This is a genomic window from Chryseobacterium culicis (genome assembly GCF_002979755.1).
In the GTDB taxonomy this organism is placed as follows: domain Bacteria; phylum Bacteroidota; class Bacteroidia; order Flavobacteriales; family Weeksellaceae; genus Chryseobacterium; species Chryseobacterium culicis_A.
In genome coordinates this window covers 2254889-2279579 of sequence record NZ_PCPP01000001.1, presented here as the reverse complement: position 1 = coordinate 2279579, position 24691 = coordinate 2254889, and the positions used below count along the sequence as shown (strand labels likewise).

At 36.3% G+C, this 24691-nt stretch carries 29 protein-coding genes; 17 read left to right on the top strand and 12 right to left on the bottom strand.

Going from position 1 to position 24691, the window contains the following annotated elements:
* Positions 1–54 precede the first annotated feature (54 nt).
* The 3 genes from CQ022_RS10365 to CQ022_RS10355 all read left to right on the top strand — a co-directional run bounded on the left by CQ022_RS10365 (position 55) and on the right by CQ022_RS10355 (position 2699).
* Positions 55–1230, top strand: coding sequence for an aspartate aminotransferase family protein (locus CQ022_RS10365; RefSeq protein ID WP_105681805.1), 1176 nt, complete (start codon positions 55–57; stop codon positions 1228–1230).
* Between the two features lie 188 nt (positions 1231–1418).
* Positions 1419–1805, top strand: a complete 387-nt coding sequence (locus CQ022_RS10360) for an START-like domain-containing protein (protein ID WP_034696870.1) — start codon at positions 1419–1421, stop codon at positions 1803–1805.
* Positions 1806–1883: 78 nt separating this feature from the next.
* Positions 1884–2699, top strand: a complete 816-nt coding sequence (locus tag CQ022_RS10355) for an aminotransferase class IV (protein ID WP_105681324.1) — start codon at positions 1884–1886, stop codon at positions 2697–2699.
* Positions 2700–2783: 84 nt separating this feature from the next.
* Here CQ022_RS10355 and CQ022_RS10350 read toward each other — a convergent pair whose 3' ends face one another.
* Both CQ022_RS10350 and CQ022_RS10345 read right to left on the bottom strand, forming a co-directional pair.
* Positions 2784–3365, bottom strand: a complete 582-nt coding sequence (locus tag CQ022_RS10350; protein WP_105681323.1) for an N-acetylmuramoyl-L-alanine amidase — start codon at positions 3363–3365, stop codon at positions 2784–2786.
* Positions 3366–3468: 103 nt separating this feature from the next.
* Positions 3469–4017 (bottom strand): YqgE/AlgH family protein, encoded by a 549-nt coding sequence (locus CQ022_RS10345; RefSeq protein WP_105681322.1) that lies wholly within the window; start codon positions 4015–4017, stop codon positions 3469–3471.
* A 24-nt stretch (positions 4018–4041) separates the two neighbouring features.
* On the opposite strand from CQ022_RS10345, the gene pdxH reads away from it, so the two are divergent.
* Positions 4042–4683: a pyridoxamine 5'-phosphate oxidase gene (gene pdxH, locus CQ022_RS10340; RefSeq protein ID WP_105681321.1), complete on the top strand. Its 642-nt coding sequence runs from the start codon at positions 4042–4044 to the stop codon at positions 4681–4683.
* Positions 4684–5158: 475 nt separating this feature from the next.
* Here pdxH and CQ022_RS10335 read toward each other — a convergent pair whose 3' ends face one another.
* Positions 5159–5449 (bottom strand): HU family DNA-binding protein, encoded by a 291-nt coding sequence (locus CQ022_RS10335; protein ID WP_002976900.1) that lies wholly within the window; start codon positions 5447–5449, stop codon positions 5159–5161.
* A 399-nt stretch (positions 5450–5848) separates the two neighbouring features.
* Between CQ022_RS10335 and panD the strand changes: the two genes are divergently transcribed.
* The 8 genes from panD (at position 5849) to CQ022_RS10295 (ending at position 13269) form a co-directional block, all read left to right on the top strand.
* Positions 5849–6199: an aspartate 1-decarboxylase gene (gene panD / locus CQ022_RS10330; protein ID WP_002976902.1), complete on the top strand. Its 351-nt coding sequence runs from the start codon at positions 5849–5851 to the stop codon at positions 6197–6199.
* 3 nt (positions 6200–6202) lie between these two features.
* Positions 6203–7231: a lysylphosphatidylglycerol synthase transmembrane domain-containing protein gene (locus CQ022_RS10325; RefSeq protein WP_105681320.1), complete on the top strand. Its 1029-nt coding sequence runs from the start codon at positions 6203–6205 to the stop codon at positions 7229–7231.
* Positions 7232–7409: 178 nt separating this feature from the next.
* Complete coding sequence (locus CQ022_RS10320; RefSeq protein WP_103232447.1) at positions 7410–7985, top strand: TerD family protein; 576 nt, start codon at positions 7410–7412, stop codon at positions 7983–7985.
* Positions 7986–8012: 27 nt separating this feature from the next.
* On the top strand, positions 8013–8690 hold the full coding sequence (locus tag CQ022_RS10315; protein ID WP_105681319.1) for a TerD family protein: 678 nt from the start codon (positions 8013–8015) through the stop codon (positions 8688–8690).
* An 86-nt stretch (positions 8691–8776) separates the two neighbouring features.
* Entirely contained in the window at positions 8777–9415 is a 639-nt protein-coding gene (locus CQ022_RS10310; protein WP_105681318.1) for a vWA domain-containing protein, read from the top strand.
* 17 nt (positions 9416–9432) lie between these two features.
* Positions 9433–10476 carry a TerY-C metal binding domain-containing protein gene (locus CQ022_RS10305; RefSeq protein WP_105681317.1) on the top strand — a complete coding sequence of 348 codons (1044 nt, stop codon included), beginning with the start codon at positions 9433–9435 and terminating at the stop codon, positions 10474–10476.
* Between the two features lie 50 nt (positions 10477–10526).
* Positions 10527–11753: a PP2C family serine/threonine-protein phosphatase gene (locus CQ022_RS10300; protein ID WP_165792431.1), complete on the top strand. Its 1227-nt coding sequence runs from the start codon at positions 10527–10529 to the stop codon at positions 11751–11753.
* Between the two features lie 4 nt (positions 11754–11757).
* Complete coding sequence (locus CQ022_RS10295) at positions 11758–13269, top strand: helix-hairpin-helix domain-containing protein (protein ID WP_105681315.1); 1512 nt, start codon at positions 11758–11760, stop codon at positions 13267–13269.
* A 178-nt stretch (positions 13270–13447) separates the two neighbouring features.
* On the opposite strand, the gene CQ022_RS10290 is transcribed toward CQ022_RS10295, so the two are convergent.
* From CQ022_RS10290 to CQ022_RS10260, 7 genes are all read right to left on the bottom strand, one after another.
* On the bottom strand, positions 13448–13888 hold the full coding sequence (locus CQ022_RS10290; protein ID WP_105681314.1) for a GNAT family N-acetyltransferase: 441 nt from the start codon (positions 13886–13888) through the stop codon (positions 13448–13450).
* A gap of 24 nt (positions 13889–13912) precedes the next feature.
* Positions 13913–14434 (bottom strand): 3'-5' exoribonuclease domain-containing protein, encoded by a 522-nt coding sequence (locus CQ022_RS10285; RefSeq protein ID WP_105681313.1) that lies wholly within the window; start codon positions 14432–14434, stop codon positions 13913–13915.
* Between the two features lie 204 nt (positions 14435–14638).
* Positions 14639–15838, bottom strand: coding sequence for a tyrosine--tRNA ligase (gene tyrS / locus CQ022_RS10280; protein ID WP_105681312.1), 1200 nt, complete (start codon positions 15836–15838; stop codon positions 14639–14641).
* A 480-nt stretch (positions 15839–16318) separates the two neighbouring features.
* On the bottom strand, positions 16319–16909 hold the full coding sequence (locus CQ022_RS10275; RefSeq protein ID WP_105681311.1) for an NAD(P)H-dependent oxidoreductase: 591 nt from the start codon (positions 16907–16909) through the stop codon (positions 16319–16321).
* 75 nt (positions 16910–16984) lie between these two features.
* Positions 16985–17803: a helix-turn-helix domain-containing protein gene (locus tag CQ022_RS10270; RefSeq protein WP_105681310.1), complete on the bottom strand. Its 819-nt coding sequence runs from the start codon at positions 17801–17803 to the stop codon at positions 16985–16987.
* An 11-nt stretch (positions 17804–17814) separates the two neighbouring features.
* Positions 17815–18312: a GNAT family N-acetyltransferase gene (locus CQ022_RS10265; RefSeq protein ID WP_105681309.1), complete on the bottom strand. Its 498-nt coding sequence runs from the start codon at positions 18310–18312 to the stop codon at positions 17815–17817.
* A complete protein-coding gene (locus CQ022_RS10260) occupies positions 18284–18913 on the bottom strand; it encodes a TetR/AcrR family transcriptional regulator (protein ID WP_105681308.1) in 630 nt (209 codons plus the stop codon). The genes CQ022_RS10265 and CQ022_RS10260 overlap by 29 nt, the downstream gene beginning before the upstream one ends.
* 230 nt (positions 18914–19143) lie before the next feature.
* On the opposite strand from CQ022_RS10260, the gene CQ022_RS10255 reads away from it, so the two are divergent.
* The 3 genes from CQ022_RS10255 to CQ022_RS10245 all read left to right on the top strand — a co-directional run bounded on the left by CQ022_RS10255 (position 19144) and on the right by CQ022_RS10245 (position 21368).
* A complete protein-coding gene (locus CQ022_RS10255; RefSeq protein WP_105681307.1) occupies positions 19144–19518 on the top strand; it encodes a hypothetical protein in 375 nt (124 codons plus the stop codon).
* 195 nt (positions 19519–19713) lie between these two features.
* Complete coding sequence (locus tag CQ022_RS10250; protein ID WP_105681306.1) at positions 19714–20289, top strand: Crp/Fnr family transcriptional regulator; 576 nt, start codon at positions 19714–19716, stop codon at positions 20287–20289.
* 59 nt (positions 20290–20348) lie between these two features.
* The gene (locus CQ022_RS10245; RefSeq protein ID WP_105681305.1) at positions 20349–21368 is read left to right on the top strand and encodes an NAD-dependent epimerase/dehydratase family protein; all 1020 of its coding nucleotides are present in this window, start codon (positions 20349–20351) and stop codon (positions 21366–21368) included.
* A gap of 11 nt (positions 21369–21379) precedes the next feature.
* On the opposite strand, the gene CQ022_RS10240 is transcribed toward CQ022_RS10245, so the two are convergent.
* Complete coding sequence (locus CQ022_RS10240; protein WP_105681304.1) at positions 21380–22003, bottom strand: hypothetical protein; 624 nt, start codon at positions 22001–22003, stop codon at positions 21380–21382.
* A gap of 94 nt (positions 22004–22097) precedes the next feature.
* The gene (locus CQ022_RS10235) at positions 22098–22562 is read right to left on the bottom strand and encodes a VOC family protein (RefSeq protein ID WP_228421871.1); all 465 of its coding nucleotides are present in this window, start codon (positions 22560–22562) and stop codon (positions 22098–22100) included.
* 116 nt (positions 22563–22678) lie between these two features.
* Here CQ022_RS10235 and CQ022_RS10230 point away from each other — a divergent pair, with 116 nt between their 5' ends.
* Positions 22679–23242: a TetR/AcrR family transcriptional regulator gene (locus CQ022_RS10230; RefSeq protein ID WP_105681302.1), complete on the top strand. Its 564-nt coding sequence runs from the start codon at positions 22679–22681 to the stop codon at positions 23240–23242.
* Between the two features lie 41 nt (positions 23243–23283).
* Positions 23284–24690, top strand: coding sequence for an MFS transporter (locus CQ022_RS10225; protein ID WP_105681301.1), 1407 nt, complete (start codon positions 23284–23286; stop codon positions 24688–24690).
* The last annotated feature ends 1 nt before the right edge of the window (position 24691 follow it).

Sequence of the window (24691 nt, the reverse complement as noted above, 5' to 3'; positions counted from 1 at the left end):
TTAGCATGTAATGAATCTTTTATAGCTTTGCTGAAATTTTTGGAGACAATGGAAATGCATAAAGATTTTTTTCTATATCAGGCACAAACCACAAAGTTTGCAGCGGGTTTTGAAGTTGAAAAAGCTGAAGGAAGCTATATTTATGGAACAGACGGAAAGAAATATCTTGACTTTGTAGCAGGAGTTTCTGCCAATACTTTGGGACATTCGCATCCTAAAATTGTGAATGCTATCAAAGAGCAGGCTGATAAATACCTTCACGTAATGGTGTACGGTGAATATGCCCAGGAAAAACCTACAGCATTATGCAGATTGCTGGCAGAAGCTACTCCGGATCCATTGGAAGTTACTTATCTTGTCAATAGTGGTGCTGAAGCCATTGATGGAAGTTTGAAGCTGGCAAAACGATATACAGGGAGAGAAGAAATTGTTTCCTTTAAAGACTCTTATCACGGAAATACCCATGGAGCGTTGAGCGTTTCCGGAAATGAAACCCACAAAAGAGAATTCCGTCCTTTACTGCCAATGGTTTCTTTCATTGAATTTAATAATGAAAATGACTTCGATAAAATCACAGAGAAAACAGCATGTGTTATCCTTGAAACCATTCAGGGAGCAGCAGGCTTTCTGGTGCCTAATAACGACTATCTGATCAAACTGAAGAGAAAATGTGAAGAAGTAGGAGCACTTTTGATTTTAGATGAAATACAGCCAGGATTTGGAAGAACAGGGAAACTATTCTCTTTCGAACACTTTGGAATCGTTCCGGACATTCTGGTAATGGGGAAAGGAATGGGAGGAGGAGTTCCTGTAGGAGCTTTTATGAGTTCCAGAGAAATTATGGAAACCCTTTCACATTCACCAAAGCTAGGTCATATTACTACTTTTGGAGGAAACCCATTGATTGCAGCAGCGAGTTATGCTACTTTAAAAGAAGTGCTGGAAAGCGGTTTAATGAATGAAGTAGAGGAAAAAGAGAAGTTGTTCAGAGAACTTTTAGTTCATCCTAAAATTAAAAATATCAACGGTAAAGGTCTAATGCTTGCTGTGAACTTAGGAACTCCCGAATATACCCTGGAAGTGGCAAAAAAATGTATGGAAAAAGGGCTTATTGTTTTCTGGCAGCTGTACAGAAATGAATATCTGAGAATCTCTCCACCTCTTACATTATCTCTGGACGAAATCAGAGAAGGATGTCAGATTATTCTAGATATACTGAATGAAAATTAAAGATAAAGTCTCTCTGGAAAGGAGAGATTTTTTTATGTTTTGCATGGCAGTTTTAAGCCCTAATATTTAACATAATAAGGATTTGAATCCCGTGATAAATATCATACTGATTCTATAAAAAAGTAATTGTTTTTTTGCGTAATAAAAAAATTAATTTATATATTGCGGGACGATAAAACAAAGATTATATGGCGAAACATAAAGTCCATTACGAATTTCCAATGCACTGTTTATCAGAGATTTTATATGAATATCTGGCGACTGCAGAAGGATTGTCTGAATGGTTTGCGGATGAGGTAACAGAGAAAGGCGATGATTTCTTTTTTAGCTGGGGCGGAGGACCTGCTGAGAAGGCCACTTTGATCAGATATAAGCCTGAAGGTTTCGTGCGTTTCAGATGGGAAGAAGATGAAGGAACAAAAAATTTCTTTGAAATGACTATCACAATTGATGATATTACAGAAGATCTTGCTTTAAATATTACAGACTTCTGTGAAGAAGGTGATGAAGAGGAAAATGCAATGTATTGGGAAAATCTTATTGAGAACCTAAGAATAAAACTAGGTGCGGCATAATACCGGGCAATATTAAATGATAAAACTGATGAACGATTTATCGTTCATTATTTTTTTGTAAATAAATCACATCAAAAATTGGAAAATCAATATTTTACATCAGACGAGTTAAATGTAAAGAACAGAGCTTTTCTTTGGGGCGACTCAGTGAAGGTTTCTTTTTTTGTAAGAAATGGTGAATTGATCATGGACGAAGAATGTTATTTCTTCCTGATGGCTTCCATGAGAAAGATGAGAATGAATATTCCTTTGACTTATACGCTGGAGTTTTTCCAGACCCTTTTTCAAAAAGAAATTATAGAAGGGAAAGAAGTTAAGAACGGAATTATCAATTTCCAGGTGTTCAGAAATAATGATGGCGTGACATTGGCAAAATCTTCTGTTTCTTATTTTTACGAAGTAACAGAAATGGCTGATGTGCTTGCAGTTCATCAAAGACCTTTAGAATTGGATTTGACTAAAGAAATTAACGTTAATAACAATCTTCTGAGCAATATCAGGGTTCACTGTCCGGAAAATATCTACGGAGCGATCTATGCGCAGGAAAATGACCTTGATGACGTTATTCTTCTGAATCCAAACAAAAGAATTGCACGTACTACTGCGGGAAATCTTCTTTTTTTAGAAGGGGATGTTATCAAAGTACCCAAGCAGACTGAAGGAGCATACATTTCTCCTTTGATGGAAAATTTTGTTACTTTTTTACATAAGAATAATCTTGCGGATATCCAGGAACACGAAATTATCGCATTCGAATCTCAGAAAGCTGAAGAAATTTTAATGATTTCTGATGAGAAAGGTATATTTTCTGTAGGTAAGATAAGAAATAAGACTTTTGAAACGACCCGCTTCTCTGAATTGGTAGAAAGCTGGAAACAAAGTTTTAATCAATAGAAATTGACAAACCCGGTAAACAACAAAGTTCCAGAAGTCCTTTACCGGGTTTTATTCTGAGTAAATCAGAAATTGTTATTTTATTTAATATTCGTTGATGATCTCAACAAATTTCTGTGCAATTTCTTTCTGCCCCTTTTCACTGGTAATATAATTCCTGTTATCAGAATTATTGATAAACCCAAGTTCTACCAATACAGCAGCTGCTTTGGTTTCTCTTAGCATGTGAAGGTTACGTTCCTCAATTTTACGGGTATTGAATTTCTTGTAGATTTTTCCGGCCAATTCCTTTGAAACATCAGAATTCTGAACATACACTTCAAATCCGTTGTCAGATCTTTCTGTTTGAGGAGAACTGTTAACGTGAAGAGAAATGACCATTTCGGGGTTCAGCTTATTGATCATATCTGTTCTCTCGGCAAGAGTAGGAGCGCTATCTGAATCCCTGGTTAAAATAACTTCATATTTATCCTGGCTTTCATTGACCTTCTGTATTTCCTTAGCAACACTTAATGAAATATTTTTTTCCAGAATTTCACCATGAATAGCCCCAAAATCATTTCCGCCATGGCCGGCATCTATGACAATATACTTTTTGTTGATAGGAGTAAATGATAAAAACGCTGTAGAAAATATTGATAAAGCAAGTAATGTAATACCTTTCATATCAGTGATTTTAGTTTTCCAAAGAACGGAAAAACTTTCTTTAAAATTGGTTAAAGGAATCTTAAAGTTTGTTAATTATCAGAGTGATACGAAAAATATACTTTTAGTTCAATGAGATGTCTTCAGGTGAATTGGCCCAGAGAAGAAATTCTCCTCCAAGATTCTGCATGATAGACTTCCAAAGCGTCTGATCATTGGGTAACGTGTAATCAAGATTGTAAACATCCACTACCGTCCACATTTTCCTTTGAACCTCCATATCCAGCTGGTTCGAAGACCATCCGGAATACCCTGAAAATATTTTGATATGATTAATATCCAGTTCACTGCTTAAAACAGCGTTAATGATCCGTTCAATATCTTCTGTAAGGTAGTATTCATCAGTGATGTCTGTATAGATCTCTGTGACTCTTTTCCCTTTTACGATGAAAAATACCTTGTCGTTTTCTACAGGACCTCCATCATAGACCTCAATTTTAAAGTCAAAAAAATCTTTGAACTTGCTACTCATCTGGCTGTTCTTTTTATTCAATATCAAACCAAATGCACCACTTTCATTATGTTCAATAACCAATACCACCGATCTTGAAAAAATATCGCCGGAAATGTCAGGTGTCGAGATTAATATTTTACCTTTGTATGAGTGATTCATACTCAAATTTAATAAAAAATATTTATGGAAAACCTGCACGACAAAAGAAAAGTGTACGATAAATCCCAACTTATTGAAAGTGAGATAAAACAAAATCCAATTGAACAGTTTAGAGACTGGTTTTTGGAGGCAAGTGAGAGCCCGATGATCTCAGAAGCTAATGCTATGGCGGTTTCTACAGTAGAGGAAGATGGATGTCCGAGAACGAGAATGGTACTTCTTAAAGCATATACCCATGAAGGGTTTATTTTTTATACCAACTACAACAGCAGAAAGGGAAAAGCAATAGAAAATAATCATAAAGCATGTCTGCATTTTTTCTGGCCTAATCTTGAAAGGCAGATTATTATCAAAGCGGATCTTGAAAAGGTAGCAGAAAATCTGAGTGACGGTTATTTTCATTCAAGACCAAAAGGAAGCCAGCTGGGAGCTGTTGTTTCTCCACAAAGCCAGGTAATTCCAAACAAGGAGTTTTTAGAGGAAAAATTGAAAGAATTAGAAAAGGAATATGAAAATACTGAGGTGCCAAGGCCTGCCAATTGGGGCGGATATCTTGCCAGACCTTATGAAATAGAGTTCTGGCAGGGAAGACCCAACCGTCTTCATGACAGGATTATTTATCAGCTTGAAGATCTCGACTGGAAAATTTCAAGACTGGCACCCTAATGGGGAAATGAGAGGTTAGAAGTGGTGGTTTTTAATATGAGACAAACCACTTGAAAATATAAACTCTGTAATTCAATAGGAGCGGGCTTTAGCCCGCTTATTTTTATTATGCATAATGATAGGGGCTTCAGCCAAAACTTATTTAGTTTGAACAGAACAATGACAAGATATGCTGTACTATATTAACATTTAAGTTTTGGCTAAAGCCGTGGGAATTGATATTTATTTTTAAACGGGCTAAAGCCCGTTCCTATTGAATGACTATTTTTTTTAATACATCATAGGTTTCCACTATCAATAGAGGCGGGCTTTAGCCCGCTTATTTTTATTATGCATAATGATAGGGGCTTTAGCCAAAACTTAATAATTCTTACTCCTTAAAACTTCTTAATGGTTTAATTCTCTATCATCTTTTTTAAAATAAAAAAAAGGCTGTTTCTTAGAAACAGCCCTTGAATTTTCGTAATCTGAATGATTATTTTTTCTTAGCACCTGAAACTGCATTTGATAAATCAGCTCCAGCTTTGAATTTAGCAACTTTTTTAGCAGCGATCTTGATCGGTTTTTTAGTTGCAGGGTTAATACCTTGTCTAGCTGCTCTCTCAGCTACTGAGAAAGTACCAAAACCTACTAAAGAAACTTTTCCGTCTTTTTTCTTTAAAGTAGTTGTAACGTTACCGATGAAAGATTCTAAAGCAGCTTTTGCTGCAACTTTAGTGATACCTGCATCTTTTGCGATTGCGTCGATTAATTCAGACTTGTTCATAATTTTTAATATTAAAGTTAGTTCGTAATTATAGCAAATATAGTACTATTTTCTAATTGTGCAATTTTTTTATTAAAACTTGTAAAATTTTTTTGCTTTTCACTCAAATCAGTTAAAATATGATAATTCCACGTTTCACAGAAAATCTACGTTACAGGCTACTAAAATCATGCCAAATGCTTATGTTTATTGACTTTAGCAAAAAGTTAATATTATTTTTTGTATTTATTAAATCCTAAATTCTATATAAACAATTAATATTTTTGACCATATGATTATTAAATTTATAAGTAATTTTTATATTTCTTGTATTTTGTGAAATTAAACCCCTGTGTTTGTGGGAGTTTTTAAATGATAGTAAAGACCTGTTTTATTAATTTTTATTAATAAATTTGCAACATGCTAATAGAAGTTTTCAAGTCTAAGATTCATAGGGTGAGAGTAACAGCCTCTGACCTTAATTATATAGGGAGTATAACGATTGATGAAGATCTTATAGAAGCTGCCGGTCTGGTAGTGGGAGAAAGGGTCTATATCGTGAATGTAAATAACGGAGAACGTTTTGATACCTACGTGATCAAAGGGAAAAGAAAATCAGGAGAAGTTTGTCTGAACGGACCTGCAGCAAGAAAAGTACAGAAAGATGATATCATCATCATTATTGCTTATGCTCAGATGACTCCGGAGGAGGCAAAAGACTTCCAGCCGAAGATCGTTTTCCCGGATGAAAAAACAAACCTTCTTACGTAGGACATGGAGAAAACATCAAAAAGTCCGGTAAAATCAATACTTACAATAGTGATATCGCTTGCTTTTGCAGGCTTTTTTTTATGGCTTGCCCTAAGGGGACTGGATTTTAAAGTCATTCAAAAGTCACTGGCTAAAGCCAATTATATTTGGGTATTGTTTGCCTCCGTATTTGGTCTTCTTGCTTACTGGTTCAGAGCCATCCGCTGGAATCTGATGCTGGAACCCATGGGACACAGAATTTCAAACTCCAATGCTCTTTGGTCTATATCATTTGGATACCTGATGAACCTTACCATTCCGAGAAGTGGTGAAGTAGCGAGAGCTACAGCTTTATATGGAGTGGAAAAAGTACCTGTAGACAAATCTTTTGGAACAATCATTTTGGAAAGAGTGGTGGATTTGGTTTGTATGATGGGATTTTTAGGATTGACCTTATTGTTTAAATATGATGCGATTCTGTCATTTTATAAAAACTCTGGAGTGAATATTAATCCTAATAAGATATTATTGATCCTTTCCATTCTGATAGGAGGGACAGTTTTGTTTTTTGTGTTTAAAAAGAAACTTTCAGGTATTCCGTTTTTAGGAAAGGTCGTTAATTTTATTGATGGGATTTTTCAAGGATTAACTTCTATTTTTAAATTAAAAGAAAAGGGAAAATTCATCCTTTATACATTAGGAATCTGGATTTGCTATTATCTGGCAGCCTATCTTGTCTGCTTTGCTCTGCCTGAAACTTCAGGATTTACCTTTGCAGACGGCTTTTTCATTATTGTAGTGGGAACATTGGGAATGATTATCCCTGCCAGTGGAGGAATCGGAGCCTATAATCTTGCGATGAAGTACGGTTTTATGGCCCTCTTTATTTCAGTAGGAAAAAGCGCAGATTTCGGAGGGGAAATGGGACTTACCTATTCCTTTATTTCTTTACCGCTGCAGATTGTGATTATGCTGGTAATGGGGTTGATCTCTATTCCTATGCTGGCAAAAGCAAGAAATGCTGCTGTTTCGGATCAAGAATTTGAAAATTAATTCAAAATACATTTATACAATACAAGGTTCAATTTTTTAATTGAACCTTTTTTTATGGTCATTTTGTGATGTAAATCGTTTTAATGAAGCTGTATACATCATTTTTTTATCAATAAATTTGGTCAATTCGTAAATCACTTCTATCTTAATGCAAAAAATAATCATAATATAAAACACTATGGCAATTAATCTACAGAAAGGGCAAAAGATCGAGATAGGATTAACTAAAATGACGATTGGATTAGGCTGGGATCCGAATGAAGGAACCGGCTACGATTTTGACCTGGATGCTTCTGCAATCATGATTGATTCTGACAGAAAATTAGTAAGTGAAGAATACTTTGTTTTTTACAATAACCTGAATTCTCCGGACGGAGCGCTTACCCATACAGGAGATGATCCTAGTGGTAAAAACAGTGATGGTGACGATGATGAAGCGATCGTTATAGATCTTGATAAAGTAGATTCAAGAGTGGAAGAGATTCTTTTTGTGGTTACTATTGAAGATTTTGAAAGAAGAAGACAAAATTTCGGACAGGTTAGAAACTCCTATATCAGAGTAGTAGATAATCATTCAAACCAGGAAATTGCAAAATATGAACTGGATGAAGATTTCTCCATTGAAACAGGAGTAGAGTTCGGAAGGCTGTACAAAAGAAACGGAAGCTGGAAATTTGAAGCTTCAGGAATAGGATACAGAGCAGATCTGGGCTTCTTCCTTGAGAAATACTACAAAGGACAAATCATCAAATAAATCATCAAATACACAAAAACTATAACTATGGCAATTAATTTACAGAAAGGACAAACGATAGATTTAAGAAAGAATGACCGCGGAGAAAGCGTTTATGATCTTTCAAAAGTAACCATCGGTTTAGGATGGGATGTCAGAAAACAAGGCAGTGGATTCTTTGGGAAACTGTTCAGTAAAGAAGCTGAATATGACCTTGATGCAGTAGCTTTTCTTTTAGATGGCAACGGAAAAGTAGCTAATCTTGGAAGAACCGTTCAGACTAATGACGGAAGACAGATGGGACTTTATCAGGGAGATGTGGTTTTCTTCAATTCTATGCAGCACCCAAGCGGGAATGTTTGGCTTACAGGAGATAACAGAACCGGAGCCGGAGATGGAGATGATGAGCAGATTATTGTAAGGCTGGATCAGCTGGATCAAAGCTATCAGAAAATTGTATTCATTGTCACTATTTATCAGGGAAGAACCAATAACCAGCATTTCGGAATGATTGAAAATGCATTTATCCGTGCGGTGGATGCTTCAGGAAAAGAAATTACAAAATACAGCCTTTCCGGCGATTCAAGTATGAACGGAAAATGCGCCATGGTTTTTGCAGAGGCATACCGCCATAATGGTGACTGGAAATTCCGTGCTGTAGGTGAGCCGCATAATACTGATAACTTTATCGATATTCTGAGACAGCAGTACGCTTATTCCAACTAGATTTTCACTTTTTTTCAACTCAAATAAAAGCCGGCTTGGAAGTCTCCGACTCCCTCCGCCGGCTTCAGAATTAATATTTGTCTATAATGAGCAGGAGATTATTAGCTTATTTTTTATTGGATACTTCAGGTTCTATGAACGGAGAACCTATTCAGGCATTGAATAACGGTTTCAACGGCCTTATCAGTATGTTGCGTGCAGACCCGCAGGCGATGGACAGTTTACATGTAAGTGTTATTACTTTCGATAGAGAGGTTAAGAATATCATACCCTTAACAGATCTGGCGAGTTTTTATCCTATGGAAATTACCTGTCCGGATAGTGGGCCAACTCATACCGGAGCTGCATTGGAAATGGTTTCTGAACTGGTTCAGAAAGAACTCGTAAAAGAATCGGCGGATGCAAAAGGAGACTGGCAGCCGTTACTTTTTATATTTACGGACGGGAAACCTTCGGATATCCAGAAATACAGACAAATGATGCCTGTGATCAGAGGTTTGGAATTTGGAGCCATCGTAGGGTGTGCAGCTGGTCCGAAAGCAGATGAACAGTTTCTGAAAGAACTGACGGATCATGTGGTAAAACTAGATACTACAGATGCCATTACGCTTTCTTCCTTTTTCAAATGGGTGAGTTCTTCCATTACACAGGGAGGACATTCTCAGAATACGGGAGAAAATATCACCTTACCTCCGCCACCATCGGAACTTAATATTATTATTTAAAAAATTGTCTTTACACCATGAGAAGACTGCCTATTTATTTTTTAGTAGATATCTCCGAATCTATGGTAGGAGAACCTATTGAGCAGGTACAGGAAGGTATCGCCAATATCATCAGGGATTTGAAAAAAGATCCCTATTCACTCGAAACGGTTTACATTTCTGTTATTGGTTTTGCAGGGGAAGCTGAAGTCATTACTCCAATGCAGGATATTATCAGCTTTTATCCCCCTAAGATTCCAATTGGAAGCGGAACGTCACTTTCACAGGGCTTAATCAAAGTAATGGATTGTATCGACAGAGATATTGTGAAAACCACCTATGAGAGAAAAGGCGACTGGAAACCTATTGTTTTCCTCTTTACGGACGGAGTGCCTACCGATGATGCTACCAAAGCCATTGAACGATGGAATACCAAATACAATGGAAAATCCAATACGATTGCCGTATCTATAGGAGAAAATACCAATTATAAACTTCTTGGTTCTCTGGCAGATCATGTTTTGCTGTTCAATAATTCAGATGAAAATTCCTATAAAGAGTTTTTCAAGTGGGTAACGGACTCTATTAAAACTACCAGCCAGAGTGTTACAGAAGCAAAAAAAGAAGGCATTAATTTATCTAAAATTGATTCCCTTATTCTGGAAAAAGTAGATCCTGAAATGGAACAGAAATTTCCGGACAATAATTTTGTAGTACTGAACGGAAAATGTCAGGAAACTGAAAAGCTTTATCTGATGAAGTTTAAAAAAGCATTTGCGGAATCCAGCATACCGGGAATGGCTACACGGTATTACAGATTGGATGGTGCCTATAAAATTGATGAAAAAGCGTACTACAGACTTTCTTCAAATCAGAAAACCCACCTTAAAATCAATATAGAAGAACTGGATGGAGGAACTTCATGTCCTCACTGTGCCAATCCCATTGCACTGGCTACCTGCTCATGCGGAGGAATTCATTGTCTGAGAGGAGAAGGATACAGTAAATGTCCATGGTGCGGAACGTCGGATTATTACGGTTTTTCCGGAGGTGGATTTGATATTAACAGAACTTTGGGCTAATGATGGGTAAATTTTTCCGGAAATCAGCCGGTGAATCTAAACCGAAGACTGTGGAACAAGCTGTAATTTATAAAGAAAAAGAAGAATTCAAAGATGTTCATTGGGCATTGAAGAATGCCAGTGCTAAACAGTTTTATGAATTTCCTCTTGACATGGACGATTTTCCGAACATAAAAATTCAGAATATCGGGAATCTCGAAGAAGCAGGACTTACTTTTGAAAACAATACCATTTCAGGAACTCCGGTAACCAACAATATGTACCATCTGGATGTTCAGTTTTATCACATTCATGATCAAAGTCAGATTGAAACAAAAAAGATCCAGCTGTTTGTCAACGCAGATCCGAAAGATTTGTGGAAAAATATTCCCAGTGATAAAAATGCCATTTTTTATAAATCTGAAGAAGACTCATTCAAAGGTTTATTTTCAGATAAAAAAATTGTTGTGGCTTCCAAAAGAGGGCGCTTCCATGCTCATGAAGGAAAATTCCGGGAAGATGATTTTGCAGTAAATACTTTTCCTGCAGGCTGGAATATTGTTTCTGTTTCAGATGGAGCAGGTTCGGCAACAGCAGCAAGAGAAGGTTCAAAACTGGCTACAACAACAATCAATCAGTTTTTCAGTTCAGAAGAAATTTTAAATCAGATTGAAAATAATATCAATCGTCTTTATGCTGCCCAATCCTCTAATGAAGAACAATCGGAAGCCAAACAAAATGTTATACATATTTTATCGGAAGGTGTTTTATCTGTTTATCAGGCTTTGGAAAAATCCGCAGCAGAAAACTCTCTTTCTGTGAATGACCTGCATGCAACACTTATTTTTGCTTTGCTTAAAAAGTTCAGTTTCGGATATGTTATTCTAAGTTTTGGAGTAGGAGACTGCCCGATTAACCTCATCAATACCGACTTTTCTGAAGTTAAACTTTTAAATAAAATGGATGTGGGAGAATTTGGTGGAGGTACCCGCTTTATCACGATGAAAGAAATTTTCAACGATACAATGGCTTCCCGCTTCAGGATTACCTGTGTTAAGGATTTTTCATACCTCGTGCTGATGACCGATGGTATTTATGACCCTAAATTTATCACAGAAAACAAACTGGAAGACACTGAAAGCTGGAAATCACTTTTTGAAGACCTTGCCGGAAATAATGATGACCGGACGAAAGCTGATTTTATGAATGATGATAAAATTAACGAAGAACTTTTGATCTGGAGTGATTTCTGGAGCAGAGGAAATCACGATGACCGTACATTGGCAATAATCTATTGATATCATGAAAAAGACCATTAAAGTTGTTTCTGTTCTGGACACAGCCAAATCCTATGAATATGTAGATGAAAACCCTATCAGGGGCGGAGTGAAAGATGTGTATTTTTCTCCCGATAAAGAATATGTGGTGGCTTTCTACCGAAGTCCTTTGGATGAAGGACAAAAAGAGAGGATCAAGAGAATTGTTTCTATTTATCTGCAGAGTATACAGAATGGAAATGCCTCAGAGTACTTTTTGAACGAAATATTCGGATGGCCTTACGATATTGTGGAAAGAGATAAGCTCACAGGAATTGTGGTTCCTGTTTACCATCATAAATTTTATTTTGCCAAAGGATATATCGGTTCAGATAATATCCAGGGACAGGATAAAGTGGGAAAATGGTTTACAGCTCCGATGTTCAGAAATCAACAATATCCTTTAAGACTGGATCAGTCAGAACTTGGAGATTGGCTGAGTTATTTTCAGATTGCGGTGAACATCAGCCGGGGAGTGAAAAAACTGCATCAGATGGGGCTGGCACATTCCGATTTATCTTACAATAATATTCTGGTGGATCCCGTTACAAAATCTGCCTGTATTATTGATATTGACGGGCTTGTTGTTCCAAAGCTGTTTCCGCCGGAAGTGATAGGAACAGCAGATTTTATTGCCCCTGAAGTGTTGAAAACAAAACATTTGAGTCTTCAGGATCCACACAGACATCTGCCTAACCAAAAAACAGACCTGCATGCCCTTGCTGTACTGATTTATATGTATCTGCTAAGAAGACATCCGCTCCGTGGAGGAAAAATCTGGGATCTGGATTCCGAAAATGACGAAATATTATCCATGGGTGAAAAAGCAATGTTTGTAGAACACCCGGAAAATTCTTCCAATCAGGTAAAACCCGATCATCTTAGAAAATGGGATGCATTCTGGGGAGATCCTCAGCAGATTCCTTATACCGTTACGGGTCCTTATATCTCAGAATTGTTCCGTAAAACATTTATAGACGGATTACATGATCCAATCAGGAGGCCTACTGCCAACGAATGGGAAACCGCTTTATTGAAAACCGTAGATCTGATACAGCCTTGCCATAATTCCGGCTGTAATGAAAAATGGTATGTTTTTGATAATACCAGCAATCCGAAATGTCCGTTCTGTGGAACTCCGCATCAGGGTACTTTACCCATACTAGACTTATATTTCAAATTTGATGATGAGGTATGGAAGCCGGAAAATCACAGGCTGATGGTCTATCATAATCAGTATTTATTCAAATGGCATGTTTCCAGAAAAGTGATAAGAAATGAAAACCTGACAATGCCGGATAAAATGCCTGTGGGATATTTTACATTCCATCAGGGAAAATGGGTACTTGTCAACCAAAGCTTATCAGGAATGAAAGATGTCACAGAACAGAAAGAAATTCCACCCGGTTCTATGGTTGAACTGACAGATGGAAAAAAAATACTGCTGTCTGCAGAAGAAGGGGGAAGGCTGATCTATGTAACGATGGCGAATCAGTAAAAATTAAACTATAATTAAGGCCTGCTTCAGGGAGTATCATTCTGAATGGAATGAAATGGAGTGAAGAATCTCATATGCTATTTATGTATGAGATTCTTCCTTCGTCAGAATGACAAAACCATATTATTTCATCAAAGGAAACATTCAACGGCTTTAGCCAAAACTTTTAAAAAATTATTTACTGCCTTTCCGTTTCCATAAAATAAGAATACTCATCTTCCCCTGTAATCTTAAACCCAAGACTGGTGTAAAGATGTTGTGCTTTATTGGTTTTTAAGACACTTAATGATACTATTTTTCCGGCTAAGGAAGCTTCTTCCAGAATATCTGACAAAATCTTTTTCCCAAGACCTTTACCTTGTTGGCTGGGATCAATCTGAAGTTGCAGAACCTCAATGTTGGTAAATGTTCGGTCTACTTTTAACAGTCCGACGGGCTGATTGTCTAAAAGAATAATATCAGCTTTTTCAAACTGGTACAGAACTCTTTGCAGGGTGGTTTCTCTGTCGGTAGAAAGTCCTGAAGTCTCATAATGAGGATTCATGGTTTTCATTCTCAGATCAAGAAGAAAATCAATATCGGTATCATCAGCTTTTTTGTATTGAAGGTCAAAATTCATATTCAAAAATAAAAATTAGAGTACTTACTTTAATGCAATTTTTAGTCCCATTTCTTCTTTCATGTGTAATAAAACTTCTGCATTTCCTCTGGCATCATCTACCGGATTATGGGTATGTTCGGTTTTACGCAGATGTTTCCATTGGGCAAAAGTATCTTTTTCCAGTCCGCAAAAAAGATCAGAAAGTCTTCTCGAAGAAAAGCCAAAAGGATTCCGTCCGATAAAATGATGGAAATACCAGCAGATAAACATCCAGTCGAAACCATTATTATCACTGATGAATATTGGTCTGCCTTTAGAATGTATTTTAATCCAGTCTTCAAAGGCAAGCATTACCTTTTCCGGATCATCAAAATTCATTGTTTCTTCTCTGCTGAAACCGGAAACCGCTAAAGCATCAGGGTTAAATTTTTCAGAAATAGGCTTCAGTTTTCCATAAAAGGTGGTGTCCAGTTCCTCATTCACAAGTACTGCTCCGAAGCAGACCATGGAAAAATCTCCTGGAATAGGGCCATCTGACTCTATGTCGACCATGATGTAGCTCATTGGAAAATAGTTTTTAGAAAACGAAGATATTGAAATTAGTTGAAGGAAGGAAGATGGGAGAGGGAAGCTGGAAGTTATTTTTGTATTGTAGAGAACTTCTGTGTTTTTTAATTTTAACTTCTGTTTTAAAAATATTCTATCAAAAAACTTTATAAGTTCATCGTCTATCAAAAACTTCCCTCCTCCAGCTCCCTTCTTCCCGCTTTATATCAGCTCAAAAAAGCCCCTTTTCCCGATCTTTATTTTGGTTTGAGGGATCAGTTCCATTTCTTCATTGGAGTCCGTTATTTTACTGTTATTGATTTGAACTCCTCCATTCTCAATCAGTCTCCGGATTGCCGATTTGCTGAGGTCACTTTTAAGATGATGACAAAGTTCCACAAGAGATATCCTGTTTCTAATATTTCCCAAAGAACTTATAGAAACAGGCTCATACTTTTTCTCTTCAAAATTTTTATTCTGAAACTGATTGATAAAAAACTGTTCTGCATTTTCTGCTGAAGCAGCATCGTGGTATTGGGTAATGATGTTTTTAGCGATCTGTTTTTTAATATCCATGGGATTTTCCCCTTTTGCTATTCCGGAAAAAAGTGCTGTTTTTTCTTCCATGGAAAAATCCGTAGCCAGGTTGATGAATTCTTCAATCAATGCATCCGGAATAGACATGGTTTTTCCAAACATCTCGTTAGGTTCATCCGTAAGTCCGATAATATTGTTCAGAGATTTGCTCATCTTTTCCTTTCCGTCAAGACCTCTCAGCAATGGCATACACATCACAATCTGAGCAGGCATCTGGTGTACTTCCTGAAGCTGTCTTCCCATGGTACAGTTAAAAAGCTGATCTGTGCCGCCCATTTCAATGTCACATTCAATTTTTACAGAATCAAAACCCTGAAGAATTGGGTATACCAGTTCATGCATGGCGATAGGTGTATTTTCTGTAAACCTTTTATTAAAATCATTGCGGTGCATCAACTGGGCAACGGTAACTTTTGAAAGTAACTGGATTACCTCAGAAAAGTCCAGCGTGTCCAGCCAGTCAGAATTGAACACAATCTTTGTCTTCTGAACATCAATGACCTTGGAAAGTTGATTGATATACGTCTGGGCATTGTGTTGTACATCTTCAGCACTTAAGGGTTGTCGTGCTTTGTTTTTTCCGGTAGGATCACCAATTCTGGCAGTAAAACTTCCTACCACAATGATAATCTGATGTCCCAGATCCTGAAACTGCTTCAGTTTTTTTAATACCACGGCATGTCCCAGATGAAGATCCGGAGCCGTAGGATCAAATCCTAACTTGATGGAAAGTTTTCTATTTTCCTTTTTGGCTTGGGCTAATTTTTCTTCCAGCCCATTTTCAGGCAGGATGATGGCCACATTTTCTTGTAATGAATGAATCATGTTGAATAGTTTTAAAATGAAAAAACCCGGACAGGGACTGTCCGGGTTCTATATATACGTTAGATTATTTTATTGGATTACAGATATAGAAAGTCTTCCCGAACGATAGCCCGGAGTGTAATATTCACTGAAGAATGGAAGACGTAATATACTGTTTAGATGTTTCATTGTTGGGTAAATATACAGGAATTTCCTGAGGATCCAATATTTAAACCATTAAGACGCATTGCAGGGTTATAACAAGATTTGTTTTTAAATAAAAACTTAACCATCCATCAATCTTAATGGCTTAAAATAATGGTTCAAAACAATTTTACTTGCGGTTTTTGAAGCTAATTTCATGCCATAAATCCTTTAAAAGCAAAATAGAGGATAAAGAGATAAAAACTGTATTTTATTATTTTTTTTGCCAGTTTATAAGAACCCAATAGAACAGGGTTGATATCTTGTTTTTCTACAGATGTTTTCATAAAGTAAAAATTAATAGTTAAATACAGGTTCGGAAAATAAATTTTCAACCTGACTTTTCCAGATTTCCAGATCTTCGGAAGAAGCTTTATCTGCTTTATCAAAAAATAAATGTCTTATGATTTCCAGTCCGGAGTACATGAAAATACCATGATCAGAAGTTAAAGTCAGGGCTTTATCCATTCCTGTTTTTTCATATTCTTCATGAGATTTCCCATGAGTATTGAGAATAACGGTCTTTTTGCCTTTCAAAAGCCCTTTTTGGATGCCCTGATCATAGCGGTAAGCAAAACCATAACTGAAAACGCGGTCTATATAGCCCTTCATGATTGCAGGAAGACCTGTCCACCAGATAGGATAGATAAATGTAATCTGCTCTGCCCATGAAATGTGCTCCTGCTCAATTTTTATATCCTTTGATACTTTTCCCAAACGTTGTTCCTGCATATCAGCCAAGGAAAGAACCGGATCAAAACCGATGGTATACAGATCTCTCACGATAACTTCCTGATTACGGGATTGGAGTGTTTCCACAACAGTATTTAAAAGATGATGATTTAAACTGTTATCATTAGGGTGCGCGTAAATGATTAAATGTCTCATTACTTTGATTGTTTAGATTAATGAGACAAAAGTAGTCTGGTGTACGTTTCGAAAATTGTAAGAAAACGAAATGACCTATTTCGTTTTTGGGTTGCAGATCTCCTGCTGGAATTTTAAATACTGAGCAGGAGAAATGTTGATAAAATGCTTGAAATCATGAATAAGCTGGCTTTGATCATAATAACCACACTCATCAATAATGACAAACCATTTGACCTGATTTTGTTTTTCGGTTTCCTCTTCAATAATTTTGATGGCTTTTAAAAAACGGTTGTAACGGTTAAGTTCTTTTAAAGAATACCCAAACTGCTCTTTCTGTTTTCGCTGGATGTTTCTTTCTGTTTGATGAGTCTGTTCAGCAATGACTTTAACAGGGTTTAGAAGATCATTCTCAAAACTGCTCAGAAGCTGGCTGGTAATATCCCGATCTTGCAGATAAGGTCTGCAGAATTCTAAGATATGATTCACCTGTTCTGTAGTAGCATGTAATGCTGTCAGCTGATGCCACAGATCTGTAAAACAGTTTTCTTTCAACAGTTCATCCGGATGTTTTACCGATTGCATAATGGATATTTTCCCAAAAAATCTAAAGAATGCATCATCTTTAAAATTGGCGACAAGAATAGAACATCCTGCCGGAAGCGTATAGTCAAAAGATTGTCTCACCGGACCGAATACCATACATTTATCAACACTTATGATGGTCTTTTCCCGTGTAGACATCGTGGCACTTTCTCCGAAACAAAATAACAGGATCGTCTGATAAGTGGGTAAAAGTGTTTTGGTTACTGATATCTCAGAAGTATTTTCAGCAAAATAAAAATGAGTAAATACATTTTCAAATTCCTGAGGAACTGAAATTCTATACTCATTATATTCCGGTTGTAATTCCATCAATCTTAAAATTAAAAGATAAGTGTTTTTGCCATTTTATAATTCATCATAGCAATTCCTTTTACATACACTGTTTGCTCCATAACAACCTGAAAACCGTTTTTTTCAAAAAAGGGTCTGGCTGTTTTGCTCACATTAGCTGTAAGTTCTCTCTCATGATGTTGCAGGGCTTCTTTTTCAACCCAATTGTAAAGCATTGAGGCAATTCCTTTATGCTGATAATCTTTGTGTACAAAAAGCAGGTCAATGTAATTTCCCTGATCAAGAGTACAGAATCCCACCATTTTATTTTCGGTGAGAGCAATCAAAACATGCTGATCTCTCATCATTTTCATCCACCTTTCCTTGTTCTCTGCACCGGATTTCCATGCTTCAAGCTGTTGAAGATCATAGTCTTTTTTACATATCTCGTCTATAGTTGCTGTGAAAAGCTGCAGCATCTCCGGGAGATCATCGTTAATCCCTTTTCTGATGGTCATGTTATGACTGTTGAATATATTGTTCTTCATACAGTTTTTGCTGTTCTTTATTGAGAATCGGATAAAAAAGATTCATCTGCAGAAGCGTATAGTGGTGTATTGCCTCTTTCTGACCGAGTTTTAATATAAGCCTGTTGTGGGTAAGCCAGTTGTCTGCAATGATGAAAATCTGTTCAACAAGTCCATCTATAATAAAATGAGGAACATCTTTCTGAAATATATTGCTCTTCTGAAGATCTGAAAAGATCTGCTGAAATTCTTCTTTCCTGCTGAAATTAATCCCTTCATAGCTGGCTTTGATATCAGGATTTTGATTCAGAATATCTATAAAATTGATGAAGATGAAACGATAAGAATAAAAAATTCTGCAGATAGAATACGTGAACTGATAAAGATCATCCAGTGTTTTATCCTCTGTTTTTTTCATTTGTTTCAGCAGCTCATCCATTTTCAGAGTAAGCTCAGAGAAAAGGATTTTAATGAGGTCTTCTGAATGTCTGAAATGATAATGCAGATTTCCCGCACTGATATTGAGTTCAGCCGCAATATGCCTGGTGGTAATATTGTTGTACCCCTTGTCATTAAATAATTCCAGTGCTTTAGACAGAATTTTATCCTTGGTCTTCATCATCCAAAGATAAGAATATAAGAACGGATATAAATCATATTTTTAAAATTAGAACAATTGTTCTAATTTGATATATTTGCAGGATTAAATCTTATAAAAATGGAAGGGAAGCAAAAGTTCAATTATGAATCAGCGGATCAAACTGAAAAAGAAAATACAACAGATCCCCAGGAAGTTATATCAAAAATACTGCAGGTAATTCTTGGGATCATAATGGCAGTACTGCATATGTGATGAACAAAAGAATTTCATTTTGGTTCCTGATAGGATTGGCGGTTTGGGGACTCATTATTCTGCTGAGACGAAACGGAATTTTTATTCCCGTTATCAATGATCATTTTACAGATTGTATTACAGTTCCTATGTATTGTTATCTGATAGAATATATCATGAATTCTGTGCTGGGCTATTACTGGAAACCTGATCTGAAATTTGTATTGACTTCAGTGCTTTATCTGTCTTTTTTGTTTGAAGTGCTTTGCCCGAAACTATCCCCTCATTTTACAGGAGATTTTTGGGATGGGATGGCTTATTTCGCAGGTGGAATGGTATATTACTTTTTTATTCTCCGGCGAGGCAATAAAAGAGCCAACAGTTCCACATCGTAAAAGTAGACTGCTGGCTGTGTTATAGTTTTTATCCTGGTTCAATAATTATTCATACTGAATGTTGAGATTCAGTGATGTATAGAAGACAATTATTGAGTGCAGGATGTTACATAGGCAGGTAAATATTTTTTAAGTTCATCAATATTGAAGTTTTCTTTTGGTATTTTTGTGTTAGATTAAAACATACTCAGTTCAATGCATGACAAGCTTTTACAACATATTTATTCCGGCCATGATTTGAGTCAGGAAGAAACAGAAGCAGTCAAAAAATATTTTGAGCCTGTATCATTTTCAAAAAATATCATTATAGAAGAGGCGGGAAAAATACCTCAATATCTTTATTATATTGTTTCAGGCTACCTCAGACTTTTTTATACCGATGAAAATGGCCATGAAGTAACCACTCATATCAACTGTCCGCCTGGATTTTTTACCTCTTATTCAGATTATATCAACAGTACAGTTTCTGAAAATAATTTAGAAGCGATCACCGATGCTCAACTTTTGAGCATCTCCCAAGAAAACCTGAATCATTTGATCGGCCAAAGCCAGGCGATGAAGGATTTTAGTATTTCAATTTTTCAACAATCGATTACCTATAACGAAAAACGTTCCAGAGAGTTATCTGTTTTAAATGCTGAACAGCGATACCTGAAACTCATGAATGATTATCCTGGCATCATTCAAAATGTTCCTATCCAATACATCGCATCATTTTTAGGAATGAAGCCAGAAAGCCTGAGCAGAATCCGGAGGAAAATAATTAACTAACAAAAGTCAAGTGGTTCTGGAATGGGGAAGATGAACTTTGCAGCATTAAAATTAATGTAATGACAAAGAATAATATAAGTCTTGTTTCAGGAGCAAATGGACATCTGGGAAATAATTTAGTCAGATTTTTACTGGAAAAAGGGATTCCGGTAAGAGCTGCTGTAAGAAATACAAAAAACAAAAAACCTTTTGACGGATTGGATTGTGAGCTGGTACAAGCGGATATTACCGACAAAGCTTCTTTTGTAAAAGCATTGCAGGGAGTGGAAACATTCTATGCTGTAGGCGCTTCTTTCAAATTATGGGCTAAAAATCCTAAAAAGGAAATCTATGAAGTAAACATCAATGGTACGCGGAATACTATTGAAGCTGCCGCAGAAGCAGGCGTAAAAAAAATAGTATATGTAAGTTCTATTGCTGCTCTCAATTATACAAACTTACCTACCAGAGAAAGCAATGGTTATAATCCGGATCGAAGAGATATGTATTATAATTCTAAGAATGACGGGGAGAAACTGGCATTTGATCTGGCTTTAAAACTAGGGATAGAATTAGTTTCGGTGATGCCTTCTGCCATGATTGGAAGTAAAGCATTTTTACCACTCAATGTTTCTTATGGTATACTGAAGCTTATTCTCAACAAAAAAATTCCTGTAGATACAAAAATTACCCTGAACTGGATAGATGTGAAGGATGTTGCAGAAGGATGTTTTTTAGCCGCTGAAAAAGGACGTTCGGGTGAACGTTATATTTTGGCCAATGAAAAATGCATGACGATCACAGATACAACTATTCTGGCCAATACCCTTTATCCAGAGCTGAAGCTGAATATTCCCCGTTCCGTTCCCAAAGGAATTCTGGTTACCATTGCTGCTCTCATGGAACTTACCGCAAAATTGAGTGGAAAACCACCCGTACTTACCCGAAAAGATATTGCCATGTTTTCCGGATTACAACAGGATTTTGATATTTCTAAAGCCAGAAATGAATTAGGATTCAATCCTAAAAGTCCTGAACACGCTGTGACAGAAGCGTTAGAGTATCTCATGAAAAATCCTGAAATGCTGCGAGAGGTTTAAGAAGCTTCTGTTTATTGATTCTCAAGTTTGATGATAGAACCTTTGTAAAACTTGGTCAGATCATACAGATCGGTAAAATAATGCTGAAGATTCGGGATGATGGCAGGATCAAAATCTTTCAAACTGCACTGGTCTTCAGCCAGAAGATATAAAGACTGGTTATCCGGTTTCAGATATTCACAAAGGATATTATCCGGATGCTGTTCTCTGTTGATAATCTCTGTCAGAAAAATCCCGTAGATCAGGAATTGATTGAAATTTTTGGAGTCTACAATATAATTCATATCCTGCTTCAGAAGTTTTTCATAATCTGAAAGAATCTGAAGGAAATTTTCGGCATGAATGTTAGTCGGAATTTCATAAAAAAGATCAATACCATTAATGAAAAGCTGTGTTTTGGTTTCCTCATGATCTGAAGAATATACCTTATGAAACCATTGAAAAATAAGCAGAAGTTCTTCCTGGCTAAGTTCTTCAACAGAATCTTTTACTTTTTCTTTAATTGTTTCAAGGGTATTTTTCGCTTCAGGCGCAAGGAATTTCAGAATATTTTCTTCTTCACGGCTGAGCTTATTGTACAAATTTATTTTGGCAATAATGGGATTGGTTTTGATGAAATACAGTTCTTCCGCCATAGGTATTTACCAAATTAGATTTCAAATGGTTATTTAAATATACAAAATATGCTTTAACCACATGAAAAAAAATAATATGCAATGAATGGTATGGCTACTTTACCGTTTCATGCAGCGCTATTCTGTTGCCTTCCGAATCTTCAAATTCTGCTACCGCAAAACCATATTTTTCATCTATCCTTTTAGGGTAAAGAACAGAACCTCCCTGTTGTAGAACTTTTTCCAATGTTTGGTCAATATTTTCTGCTTTAAAATAAATAATGACACCATTTTTGGAAGGTTTGTAGACATCTCCTTTAGCTAATGCTCCTGTTATACCACTGTTTTTTTCTTCAAATGGAAACAATGCCATCTCATAGCGGTCTATGATTTCTTTCTCAAAACTAAAGTTGAAAACAGCAGAATAGAACTTTTCAGCACGCGCCAGATCATGCACGGGAATTTCAAAGTAGACAACAGGATTGGAAGATTTCATATTTTTTAAAGGATTAGGTTTCTGTGATTGACTGCAAGATACGGTTAGCAATATAAATATCAAAAAGAGTGACAGTGATTTCATGATTGGAAGTTTAAATGGCAAATAGGATTTCCTGAATCTAAAATAAAGTTTTTATCTCAATTTCAAAAATAGATAGACTTATCTATTTTTTATCTACATTTGTAAAAATTTTCACGATGAAAAAAGAAAAAGTACGCGAGAGGATTATCAGGGTTGCTTCAGAATTGTTTTATAAACAAGGGTATAATTCTACGGGGATCAATCAGATTATTGCAGAAGCGAATATTGCCATTGGGTCTTTGTACAATCATTTTTCATCCAAAAATGATCTTCTTCAGGCCTATCTTATCAAAGAGGAGCTTGGCTGGTTTGAAGGATATGAAAACAGTATATCCACGATTTCAGACCCGAAAGAAAAACTTCTTGCCCTCATTGACTACAGAAAAAAACTGCAGCAGGCCTCAAAATTTGCAGGCTGTCATTTCATTAAAATTGTCTCCGAAATAGGAGAGGGAAATCCTTCTGTTTCCGCTTTTGCTACGCAGCATAAAGAAAAACAAAAGGATCTGATTAGAACACTTGCCCATGAATATGGAACAGAGGCGAAGCTGACTGACACAGATTCAATAGCAGATCATATTTTTCTGCTCATCGAAGGAGCTGTTGTTACCTCTACAATCAACAAACAAACTGATTCTTTTGACCAGATAAAAAAAATTGTTCAGGGTTTATTGCCCTAATTTTTTTTTAATTATTAAAAAATAGATATATCTATATAAAAATGAAACATAAGTATTTGAATTTGTTAGTGATATTATTGGGTCAGTTGTTGGTAATAATGGATATTTTTATCATCAATGTGTCTATACCTTCCATACAGCGTGACCTTCATGCTTCTCATGGAGAAATGCAGTTCATGATTGCCGCTTATCTTATAGGATTTGCTTCTTTACTGATTACAGGAGGCAGATTGGGAGATCTGTACGGAAGAAAAAGGATTTATATTTTCGGATTGATTGCCTTTATGATAAGTTCTATTGTTTGTGGAGTTTCTGTAGGAGCTGGTCAGCTGGTAATTTCAAGATTTGTACAAGGAATCAGTGCTGCCATGATGGCTCCTCAGGTACTTTCCATGATACAGATTTTATTTCCCGTTCATCAGGAACGCACCAAAGCGATGGGATGGTATGGAACTACTATCGGGATTGGAACCGTTTTGGGACAGTTTCTCGGAGGATACTTTTCATCTTTGACTGTTATGGAAGAGCCATGGAGACTTATTTTTCTGATGAATATTCCCATCTGCATACCCGCTATTTTTCTTAGCCTGAAATTATTGAACGAATCTAAAATACCTGTAAAACAATCTTTCAATGCTGGTGGAGTTCTCATTCTTTCTGCAGGATTGTTCTGTGCAACGTATGCTTTGACAATGTCTGAACATGAAGGTCTTCATCTTAAAAATGTTTCATTAATGATTATTTCCGGTGGAATTTTATTCAGTTTTATAAAAAACCAGAAGAAGAGAATCCAAAATGAACGTTCCTATCTGATTGATTTTGAATTATTCCGTTATCAAAATTTCAATTTGGGAATTGTGGCGGTTTCTTTCTTTTTTATTATGCTGGATTCCTATTTTTATATTCTGTCTCTGTTTTTTCAGGATGGACTAAAGATGAGCCCGTTAGAGGCTGGAGAGATCATTGTTTTTCAGGGATTGGGTTTTATTTTAGCTTCAGTCATTTCTGTAAAGCTCATTTTGAAATATGGGAAAAAAGCCCTGATAGCAGGGCTTGGCTTTATAATCTTGATTCTTATGCTTCAGTTATTTTTATTCAGGATGCAGACTGGTTTTCCCGTTTTCTGTCTGCTTTTATTTTTGTATGGGCTGGGAATAGGATCTATTATTCCTTCACTGGCGAATATTGCCTTATCAGGAATGTCTGAAAAATTGATTGGAAATGCTTCCGGGGTTTATAATACTTTTCAACAGATTGCTGCTATAGTCGGGATTGTTGCTGTAGGAAGTATTTTCTATTATTTTCTGGGAACAAAACCTTCCGTACAGCAGTATCACAATGCCTTTTCCGTTACTTTACTGATTAATATTCTATGTTTGATTTTTGTAATGGCCTGTATTTTTAAGGTTCCGGATTATGTTCTTCCTGAAATGAAAAACAGAAAATAAA